The 9,938-nt window shown below is 53.5% G+C and carries 8 protein-coding genes; 3 read left to right on the plus strand and 5 right to left on the minus strand.

The window, feature by feature from the left end; genetic code table 11:
* Positions 1 to 13 precede the first annotated feature (13 nt).
* From rimO to nhaA, 3 genes are all read left to right on the plus strand, one after another.
* Complete coding sequence (gene rimO / locus L215_RS0106150) at positions 14 to 1,345, plus strand: 30S ribosomal protein S12 methylthiotransferase RimO (RefSeq protein ID WP_027451511.1); 1,332 nt, start codon at positions 14 to 16, stop codon at positions 1,343 to 1,345.
* A complete protein-coding gene (locus tag L215_RS0106155; protein WP_025883410.1) occupies positions 1,342 to 2,664 on the plus strand; it encodes a LysM peptidoglycan-binding domain-containing protein in 1,323 nt (440 codons plus the stop codon). The genes rimO and L215_RS0106155 overlap by 4 nt, the downstream gene beginning before the upstream one ends.
* Positions 2,665 to 3,095: 431 nt before the next feature.
* Positions 3,096 to 4,469 carry a Na+/H+ antiporter NhaA gene (gene nhaA, locus L215_RS0106160; RefSeq protein WP_025883409.1) on the plus strand — a complete coding sequence of 458 codons (1,374 nt, stop codon included), beginning with the start codon at positions 3,096 to 3,098 and terminating at the stop codon, positions 4,467 to 4,469.
* Between the two features lie 91 nt (positions 4,470 to 4,560).
* Here nhaA and rprY read toward each other — a convergent pair whose 3' ends face one another.
* The 5 genes from rprY to gltX all read right to left on the minus strand — a co-directional run bounded on the left by rprY (position 4,561) and on the right by gltX (position 9,691).
* Positions 4,561 to 5,292, minus strand: a complete 732-nt coding sequence (gene rprY / locus L215_RS0106165) for a response regulator transcription factor RprY (RefSeq protein WP_025883408.1) — start codon at positions 5,290 to 5,292, stop codon at positions 4,561 to 4,563.
* A gap of 74 nt (positions 5,293 to 5,366) precedes the next feature.
* Positions 5,367 to 6,932, minus strand: coding sequence for a sensor histidine kinase (locus L215_RS0106170; RefSeq protein WP_238296446.1), 1,566 nt, complete (start codon positions 6,930 to 6,932; stop codon positions 5,367 to 5,369).
* 75 nt (positions 6,933 to 7,007) lie between these two features.
* Positions 7,008 to 7,583, minus strand: a complete 576-nt coding sequence (locus tag L215_RS0106175; protein ID WP_025883405.1) for a histidine phosphatase family protein — start codon at positions 7,581 to 7,583, stop codon at positions 7,008 to 7,010.
* 60 nt (positions 7,584 to 7,643) lie between these two features.
* On the minus strand, positions 7,644 to 8,105 hold the full coding sequence (locus L215_RS0106180) for a S4 domain-containing protein (protein ID WP_025883404.1): 462 nt from the start codon (positions 8,103 to 8,105) through the stop codon (positions 7,644 to 7,646).
* Positions 8,106 to 8,158: 53 nt separating this feature from the next.
* Positions 8,159 to 9,691, minus strand: a complete 1,533-nt coding sequence (gltX, locus tag L215_RS0106185) for a glutamate--tRNA ligase (protein ID WP_027451512.1) — start codon at positions 9,689 to 9,691, stop codon at positions 8,159 to 8,161.
* Positions 9,692 to 9,938: the final 247 nt, after the last annotated feature.

Genomic DNA, 9,938 nt, shown 5'->3' on the forward strand with positions numbered 1-9,938 from the left:
TAGTAGCTCTGCGATGATTGCCAACCAAATAGATGTCATCAGTCTAGGGTGCTCTAAGAACCTCGTCGACTCCGATGCGCTCATGCGTCGGCTCGCACAGTACGGCTACACGCTACGTCACGACCCCGAGGAGCTGACGGGCGAGATAGCTGTCGTCAACACCTGCGGCTTCATACAGGCAGCTCAGGAGGAGTCGATCAACCTCATCCTCTCTCTCATTGAGGCGAAGAAAGAGGGGCGCATCCGAGCTGTCTATGTGATGGGTTGCCTGGGCGAGCGCTTCCGTGAGGAGCTAACCGCTGAGCTTCCCGAGGTGGACAAGATCTATGGCAAGTATGACTGGAAGCAACTCATCACCGACCTAGGCCCCGCACTCAGCGCAAACAGCGCTACGCCACTATCCTACCGAACGACTCCGCCTAGCGTCACGCCTCGACACTACAGCTACATCAAGATCTCTGAGGGGTGCGACCGCAACTGCTCTTACTGCGCTATCCCGCTCATCACGGGCCGTCATCACTCCCGTCCCATGGAGGAGATAGTTCGAGAGGTCGAGGTGCGCGTCTCCGCAGGCTGTCGGGAGTTTCAGATCATCGCTCAGGATAGCACTTATTATGGTGTAGACCTTTACCAAGAGCAAGCCATCGCTCCCCTACTGGACCACCTGGCTCAGGTAAAAGGCGTTCACTGGCTCAGACTACACTACGCCTATCCGAACCACTTCCCCATCGCTCTGCTAGATGTGATGGCAGAGCATGACAACATCTGCAAGTACCTTGACCTTGCTCTCCAGCACAGCAGCAACCATATGCTTCAGTTGATGCGTCGGCAGATAACCCGTGAGGAGACCGTCGCCCTGCTAGAGCGTATCCGCGAGCAAGTGCCCGGCATCGCCCTGCGTACCACGATGATGGTCGGGCATCCAGGAGAGACGGACGAAGACTTTGCCGACCTCCTTGACTTCGTCAGCCAGATGCGCTTCGAGCGGCTCGGGGCTTTCCAATACTCACACGAGGAGGGCACCTACGCCTACAAGCACTACCAAGACGACGTCCCGCCAGAGGTCAAGCAGGAGCGTTACGACGCCCTAATGTCTCTCCAAGCAAACATCTCTGCCAGCGTCAATAGCCGTAGGGTCGGCACCTCGCTGGAGGTAGTCGTTGACCGAGAGGAGGAGGACTACTACGTTGGTCGCACTCAGTACGACTCCCCCGAGGTGGACGGCGAAGTGATACTCAGCAGCGACCGCCCGCTCCATGTAGGCTCCTTCTACCGAGCCGAGATCACAGGCGTAGAGGAGTACGACCTCATCGCAACCACATCCCCAGAGCATCTCATCCTATGATTACGACCGAACAGTGGCTCCTCGAGGTCGCCGAGCAGAGCCAGCTCGCACAGACCACCTGCCAGCAACTATGGAGCGACCTCACCTCGCTACTCATCGGGCGGCTCACACAGGGGAGCACCACCTATATGCGCAGCGTCGGCTTGTGGTCCGCGGAGCGCCTCAGCGCCTCCATCGCCTTACTGCCCAGTGGCGAGCGCTACTTGATGCCCCCAAGCGTGATGCCACGCATCACCAACCAAGAGCAGCCACTCTCTGCCGAGGAGCTTGGCGAGTTACTAGCAAAAGGGGCGACCCAGATACCACAGACCATTCAAAGCTTCTACAGCAATGTCACGAAGCTCTTTGAGATGCACGAGCGACTAGGGCACACCCTCGAATGGGCTCCCCTAGGCACCTTCGCACCACAGCCCATAACTGGCGAAAGTGAGTGTAGCGAGACCAGCTACGCCTTCACCCCTTCCGACGAATTGCTCCGTCAGGTCAACAAGCCCTTTGAGATGTTTGCCCCCACGCTGCTCAAGGAGGGTGTCCAGTGGCCCGATGTCGAGGAGCAACCAGCCGAGAGCCTAGAGCAGGCTTGCCCGTCCATCATCTCCAGCCGTATCGCCGAGCGCACAGCCACTCCCCCACCAGTGGCCACTCCGCCCACTTGGGCGCCTCAATCTCAAGCCGAAACTCCTGCTACGCCGACACCACCTCCCTTCCCAACTAGAGAAAGCACCCTCCCCACGGCTAAGGCGACTACTCCGCCACCTCCTCCAGCTAGCGAAAGCAACGAACCGGAAGCCGTCGTCGCTACGCCACCACCTTACCGAAGAGAGGAGCCACAAGAGCGCAAGCCCCACAAGCTATGGCTTTGGGTCGTCATCCCGCTAATCGCTGTCCTAGCGATGGCGCTGTTGCTATGGTTCTTCGTCTTCAGCAAGCAAGAGATGCCGAGCTCCCGCACCACGCCCCCGCCCAGCACGATGATACCCGTTGAGGCGACTCCGACGATAGACACCGTCGCCAGCATTGATAGCATCGCGCCACCAACCGATACGACCGCTCAGCAGGAGATACTCACCACTGTGACACTTGGCAATGGCGACTATCTAGCACGCTATGCCCGTCGCTATCTCGGCCGCAGTGAGTACTGGATCTACATCTACCTAGCCAATAAGGAGCAGATCAAGGACCCCGACAATATCCCTCTCGGGACCGAGATCAAGATTCCCTCGCCGCAGAGTGTAGGCATCACTGGCAACGAAGAGACCGACCTCGCCGAGGCAAAGCGCCTCATCCACGACTATTACAGCACTAGCGCAAAGAGCTAAGCGAAAGTCACCGCCCCAGCGGCTCTCGCAGCTGATGAAGCTGAGCAGATACGGGTGCTAAACCCCCAGTTAATGGTGATTAAAGCACCATTTACTACCCACTAAACGAAGCCCCCTAGGGAGGCGCTACACAACGAAGAAGGCGATCTGAGGATGCTCGGACCGCCCTCTCTTTTGATGTGCACGCTCCCCGCCCTTCTCCCCCACTCCTTGACCGTCCCCTCTCTACTTCCACCAGTTTCATACGGAGGAAAATGGATTTTCATACGGAGGAAAATGGAGTTTCATACGCATGATAATCTTTTGCCACCCAGAGGGAATAGAAATTCAAGGGGGGGAGGGGAGGGGTCAGATCGTGCACACCTAAATCTTGCTGAGTGCGCAAAAAAGGCGTAACTTTGAGGTCGTAACAACTAAGTAATCTATAATGTATGTCTCAATCTAGTGGTATCCTAAGACCTGTCAGGCGGTTCACCATTCGTAAGGTGGACTCGTCTGTCGTACTTTTTCTTGCAACCATCGTGGCTCTTATCGTGGCCAATAGCCCGCTCAGGGAGCTATACCACACGTTGCTCGCTATACCGATCAATTTGAACGTCCTGGGGCTGGACATCTTTCAGGCTCATGGCGAGCCGATGAGCTTCTTGGTTTTTGCCAATGATGTCTTGATGGTTTTCTTCTTCTTTGTGGTCGGTCTAGACATCAAGCAGCAGCTACTCGTAGGGGAGCTCTCCTCGGTCAAGAAGGCTATGATGCCTGTCGTGGGCGCAATAGGCGGTATGATTATGCCGATCATCCTCTTCTGGCTGATCGCTCCAGCGGGCGATGCAAGCCGAGGTGCGGCTATCCCAATGGCTACGGATATAGCCTTCGTACTGGCTGTACTGATGCTGCTCAAGGATCATGTGCCAGTCTCGCTACGTGTCTTTATGACTACGCTGGCAGTGGCTGACGATATAGGCGGTATCATCGTGATAGCGCTTTTTTACTCTACGGGGATCAACCTGCTGATGCTCGGTCTAGGTCTGGCTGTCGTTGCTATCCTAGCGCTCCTAGGTCGTGCGGGGGTACGCCACATTGGTCTCTATATGATCGGACTCTTCGTCGTATGGTTTTTCTTCTTACAGAGCGGTATACACACGACTATCGCTGGCGTGATGGTGGCACTGGCGATGCCTATGACCACGTCTGTATCTCGTCATCAGTTGGGTAGTCTCGCTGGGGCTATCTCTAAGATGCTCCCTGCTACGGAGAGTACTAAGAAGGGTCAGACGACTCATCTAGAGGGTGCTGACATTGCGATGATCAATAGTCTGCGCCATGCGGCTGCGTCGGCTATCCCTCCTGTACAGCGCCTAGAGCATGCGCTCACGGGCTGGGTGAACTACTTGATCCTGCCTGTCTTTGCATTTGTCAATGCGGGCATTGACTTCTCAACCTTCAGTATGGGCGACATCTCAACGCTCCCCTTTGCGGTCATGCTGGGGCTCTTCATCGGTAAGCCTGTGGGCATCTTCCTCTTTACCTATGTCTATATCCGCTTGACGCGACATCAGTGGAGTGACGGGGTCTACCCTGCGATGCTCTTTGCGGTATCTATATTGGGGGGTATCGGCTTCACGGTATCGATGTTTATCGCCAGCCTGTCGTACGATGTGCACCTCCACCTGGACTGGCTCAGCGAGGCTAAGCTGGGCATCCTGACGGGTAGCCTTATCTCTGGTATCGTGGGATACATCACGGTACTGGCTGTGGGTAAGCGACGCCAAAGGAAGATGGCTAAACAGGCTAAACAAGCTGACTAAGCTCGCATCTCTCCAAAATGAAAGTGGCGACGAAGGTACTCTCTCTGGTACCTCCGTCGCCACTTCTCTTATTACAGCTTACTGTGTGAAACTAGACTCTCTTGATCTTATCCTCACTAATCTCTTGGATAGGTGTGACGAGACGATAGCCCTTGCCGTGTACGTTCTTGATCTCAAGTGAGGGATCGATCTTGAGGATCTTACGGAGCTTGGTCACATAGACGTCCATACTACGTGCGTTGAAGTAGTTGGCATTAGACCAGATCGTCCTCAGCGCATACTCTCTCTCGAGGGTCTCATTGGCGTAGACGCAGAAGAGCGTCAGGAGCTCATTCTCCTTTGTAGTCAGCGTGAAGACCTGTCCATCTTCTGTCGTGAGGGACTGCTTCTTAGTATCATAGAGGAGCTTGCCTAGCTGATAGAACTGCTGATGCTCATGTCCGTCACCGATGATGCGGCGCATGATAGCCTCCATACGAGCCTCTAGCTCTTGCATGCTAAAGGGCTTCGTGATGTAGTCGTCAGCTCCTAGCTTGAAGCCTGCAAGGATGTCCTTCTTCTGATCCTTGGCAGTGACAAAGATGATGGGAATCTCGGGCTCAAGGGTGCGAATCTCCTTAGCTAGCTCGAAGCCATCCATCTTAGGCATCATAACGTCAATGAGGCATAGATCATACTTCTTCTGACGAAACGCCTCTAGTCCCATCTCTCCATCTGTAAAGAGGTCCACCTCATACTCCTTGGCTATAAGATACTCCTGAAGCATAAGGCCTAAGCTCTCATCGTCTTCACAGAGGAATACTCTAATCTCTTTATTGTTCATAGGGTTTATTTGATTTGTTGTGTATTATCCAGTTTGTAGTTAATTAGATGTTCGCGAATATGAATAGTTTACTTTTACTTGCTTTCTGTTCTTAATTTACTCTTCGTGAGGTAAGGTATACGTAGTGACATCTTGGTGCCGACACCGAGCTTGCTAAAGACCTTGACCTCTCCGCCCATAGCCTGAATGGCTCGCTGCACATAGGCTAGACCGAGACCAAAGCCCTTGACATCGTGGCGGTCGCCCGTATGGACTCGGTAAAACTGATCGAAGATGTGCCCTCTATCCTGACGAGAGATACCGATACCGTTGTCCTGTATATCAACGATGAGGTTGGTATTGTCGTTATGCGTAGTAAGCGTGATGATCGGCGGGAGGTCCACCTTGCGATACTTCAGACTGTTGTCTATCACATTGGATATAACGTTCTGAAAGGCAATCCTGTCACACATGAGCATATGGTGCTCAGCTTCTAGTGCTAGGACCAGCTCGCCATGAGCATTAGTGAGCTTCATGGCATAGGCACTGCCCAGGTCTCTGATCTCCTCGTGAGCGTCGAGCTCCACAGGGTAGCTCTTGAGCACACCTCGCTCCATCATCGACGACTGCAAGACCTGATCCACCAGTAGGGTGAGGCGGTCTACCTCCTTGAGCATCGTCTGAGTGATGCGCTGGCGGCGCTCTTCGGACTGATTCAGTGAGGGGTCTTCGAGCATCTCGCACGCTAGACGGATGGAACTCACGGGCGTCTTGAGCTCATGAGTCATATTGCTGACGAAGTCTTTGCGCTCTCGCAGATAGTGCTTGTGCCGTAAGAGGATAGTGATGGCCATCACACTGAGTACTATAATCACTAGTAACGTACCAGCAGAGGGCAGCGTGTAGATGAGTGTGCCCATATGACGGTTGTGCTCTGGGAAGATCAACTCAATATAGGGCAACCCCTGCTCTCCAGACTGTGTCTCTAGGTAGGAGTGGGACTGGACGAAAAGGTCTTTACGCACTACGAGAGGCGCCCTGAGTGAGCGGTCGTGAGTGTTAGGGACAGTCGTATAGACCGCTTGACCTTTGCTATCATAGAGGGTAAACTCAAAGGTCTCCGTAATCCCTACCTGTGCTAACTCGTGCACCAGTGCTCTCTGCAGAAAGTCTACATTGACTCGCTGGCGGAGAGGCTCATTATTGCGCTGAAGGATGGTCCGCAGGACTGTCTCATCGAGGAGGCTACGATGATAGAAGTAGGTGTTGAGTAGCTTGCTCTGCAAAACTCGCGTGTGCTCCTTGATCTGACTATTTACACGCGCCTCTGCCCATGGCGGACAGGTAGCACGCTCAGCATTGCCGTAGCCATTCCACACCTCGCTGCCATCGGACATATAGCTTGACGAGAAGGCGCTAGAGGCGACGCCAGAAGACTGGAGCGTATCATCACTCAGACCTAGTCTCTGCACATCGTCCTGCGTGAGTAGCGAGCGCAACTGACGCTCCACCTCATCTTGCTCCAGCGAGCGAGACACCTCAACGAGAGCTCTCTGGGCCAAAGTCTCAAAGTAGTCATTGTAGAGCTCAGTAACATTTCTAAAGTTGCGCAACTGCAACAAGATAGTTACCGTAGCAATGGCTACGAGCAAGACAATCATAGTCGAAATGATTCGCTTCTCCATATCAGTTACGTTCTCCCAACGCTAATTCCGTACACAAGCAAGAAGCCTTCATCAGAGCCTTATCTGGTCTATATGAATAAGGTCATCTAGATCAATCGTTGTCACGCTCCCATAGGGTAGAATCTGAGCAAAAGCTTCCTGCAGCGTAATGCGCCCCGCCATAGCTCGCACAGCGTTGATGACACCGCCATGCGAGAAGAGCAGTACCCGCTGAGCACCTGATCTGTAGAGCTCATCGAGTAGATCTGCGACACGCTGAGCCAAGTCACGGAGCGACTCCCCCCGGGGGGCTGGCCGATCGATGAAGTACTCGAAGAATGCTGACACCTCCTGATCTACCTCCAGGATGCTAGTCCAGTGCTGCCCCTCCCAGTCGCCAAAGTTCATCTCCTTCAAGCGATCGTCCACCTCTATCTCGGTACCCTCGGGTACGCAGTGCTGCGCCAACTTAAGCGCACGAGACAGTGGACTAGAGAGGATGCGGTCATAGAGAGACAGATCTATCTGAGCAGCTACACGAGGAGCCTCCTCCTCAAATGTACCTGCCAGCGGTATATCTGTATTGCCATAGCAGATGACCTGCCACTCGGGCGCCACTGCCGTATGTCTGACCAATGTGATCTGCATCCTTTCGTACTCTTCTCTTTTCTACCTATTCATATCCAGCGACATGATAAGTGATGGGACTCACCACCTATCGTCACCGTTAAAGTCTTTGCCTCGATTGTCACGTCGACGACCATGGGCATCACCCCCCTTAGCTTTGTAAGGTTTATTGCCCTTGGCATGTCCCTTCGGCTCTCTAGGCTCATCGCTATATCGGTCTGATCTCATTCTCTTAGGACCAGACTTAGCAGGGCGATTAGGTCGTCCTCCACCTCGTGGAGTGTACTCTCGAGCAGACTCTCTCGTCTCTCGATCATCCTGCTGAGCCTCTAGGTAGTGCTTCATCGAGAGAGCCTCACGCAGGATGTCATTGACAGGTAGCTCCTCGCCGTCTAGCGTGACGATATCGTCTTCTACCACGATATCCGTTAGCTCAGCCCGCTCGCCATTGAGCATGACACGTCCAGCGACGATGTACTTCTCCACTTCACGGCGCGATCCAATGCCAGCATCGCTCAGAAGTTTGTTGATACGCAAACTCATGATTCAGTCGTTATATCTAAAGTTTAGTTCATTGATTACTGCTACATAGACAGCTATAGCTGAATCTCATCTATAGCCCGTTGCATACGTCTCACACTCTCGGGGATACCCAGCAAGTGAATGATCTCATGGATACGCGCTCCACGAGGTGCGCCCACGAGCGCCATACGTATACCATTCATCACCTTGCCCATGGGGAGCTCATCACCATTGATTTTGTCATAGAGAGCCTGCTCGATCGTCTCTAGCGAAGCGTCACTCGGGAGTTCCTCCAGGAGCGTGATCATCTGCTGTAAGTAGCCAGGCGTCTCCGCCTTCCAATGCTTCTTAAGCCCCTTAGCATCATACTCGGTAGGCGCCACAAAGAAGTAGAGCACCTCGGGAAGTAAGTCTGGGAGTAGCTGCGCCTTATCTCGCACCGTCAGGAGTACGTCTCGCAGCTGCTCATCGGTAGGGTTCAAGCCACGCTCGCTGAGAGCAGGGCGAAGGTATGCGACGAGGCGCTCTACGGGGACGATCTGTATGTACTGGTGGTTGAACCACTTAGCCTTTTCAAAGTCAAAGCGTGCCCCACTCTTACTACAGCGATCTAGCGAAAAGGCGGAGATCAGCTCAGACGAGATAGCCTTTTGCGGATCTGCAAAAAGCTCTTGATCGGTACCGGGGTTCCACCCTAGTAGAGCTAGGAAGTTGCTCACAGCCTCTGGTAGATAACCCTGCTCGCGATAGCCCATCGAGATAGAGCCATCCTCGGGATTGCGCCACTCCAGGGGGAAGACTGGGAAGCCCAGCTTGTCGCCATCACGCTTGCTCAGCTTACCACTCCCCTGAGGCTTCAGGAGGAGCGACAGGTGGGCAAACTGTGGCATCGAGTCCTGCCAGCCAAAAGCCTCATAGAGCAAGACATGCAGCGGGGCACTAGGAAGCCACTCCTCACCACGGATCACATGCGTAATCTGCATCAAGTGGTCATCTACAATGTTGGCTAGATGGTAGGTAGGCAGGTCGTCAGCACTCTTGTAGAGGACCTTGTCGTCTAGCTGTGTAGAGCTGATGACCACCTTGCCGCGGATCAAGTCGTCGACCTCGACCTCTCGGTCGGGGTCTACCTTAAAGCGCACCACATACTCCTCGCCAGACTCTAGCAGTCGAGTCACCTCCTCACTAGGGAGCGAGAGGCTATTGCGCATCTTAGAGCGAGTCGTAGCATCATAGCTAAAGTTGGGCATCTCCTGCCGTGCCTGCTCCAGCTCCTCCACGGTATCAAAAGCATAGTAAGCAGCACCACGCTCTATGAGCTGCTGCACGTATTCACGATAGATCTCCCGTCTCTCACTCTGACGATAGGGACCGTAGGGCTGATTGTCACTGCCTATACCCTCATCGATCTCTATACCCAGCCACTGTAGCGCCTCGATGATATAGTCTTCAGCTCCAGGCACAAAGCGCTTGCTATCCGTATCCTCTATACGTAGCACCATCGTGCCACCATAATGACGTGCGAAGAGATAATTAAAGAGTGCAGTCCGTGCGCCACCTATATGTAGTGGACCCGTGGGACTAGGTGCAAATCTAACTCGAACCATTCCTGTTTTTCCTTTATTGTTGTCTGTTGCTTACTCAGAGCAGTGTCATTTCGTTTCGTATAGTCGTACGCTAGCTCACAAAGCTCCTCGTGCCGACTCTTTACAACCATGCCACAAAGATAGTAAAAAGCTATGGACAAAGCGCTCCCCCCCCGTACATTCCACCCGCTAATGCAATTTCTCAAGAATGATGTTTTTGATGACTTCATTGGGTGTCTTGTAGTTTAGGTTTTTACGGGGTCTATTG

It is taken from the genome of Porphyromonas uenonis DSM 23387 = JCM 13868, from assembly GCF_000482365.1.
Lineage (GTDB): Bacteria > Bacteroidota > Bacteroidia > Bacteroidales > Porphyromonadaceae > Porphyromonas > Porphyromonas uenonis.

Coding starts and splice junctions, on each gene's coding strand:
- gltX (WP_027451512.1), bottom strand. CDS start 9,691: ATGGTTCGAGTTAGATTTGCACCTAGTCCCACGGGTCCACTACATATA.
- rimO (WP_027451511.1), top strand. CDS start 14: ATGATTGCCAACCAAATAGATGTCATCAGTCTAGGGTGCTCTAAGAAC.
- L215_RS0106170 (WP_238296446.1), bottom strand. CDS start 6,932: ATGATTGTCTTGCTCGTAGCCATTGCTACGGTAACTATCTTGTTGCAG.
- L215_RS0106180 (WP_025883404.1), bottom strand. CDS start 8,105: ATGAGTTTGCGTATCAACAAACTTCTGAGCGATGCTGGCATTGGATCG.
- L215_RS0106155 (WP_025883410.1), top strand. CDS start 1,342: ATGATTACGACCGAACAGTGGCTCCTCGAGGTCGCCGAGCAGAGCCAG.
- L215_RS0106175 (WP_025883405.1), bottom strand. CDS start 7,583: ATGCAGATCACATTGGTCAGACATACGGCAGTGGCGCCCGAGTGGCAG.
- nhaA (WP_025883409.1), top strand. CDS start 3,096: ATGTCTCAATCTAGTGGTATCCTAAGACCTGTCAGGCGGTTCACCATT.
- rprY (WP_025883408.1), bottom strand. CDS start 5,292: ATGAACAATAAAGAGATTAGAGTATTCCTCTGTGAAGACGATGAGAGC.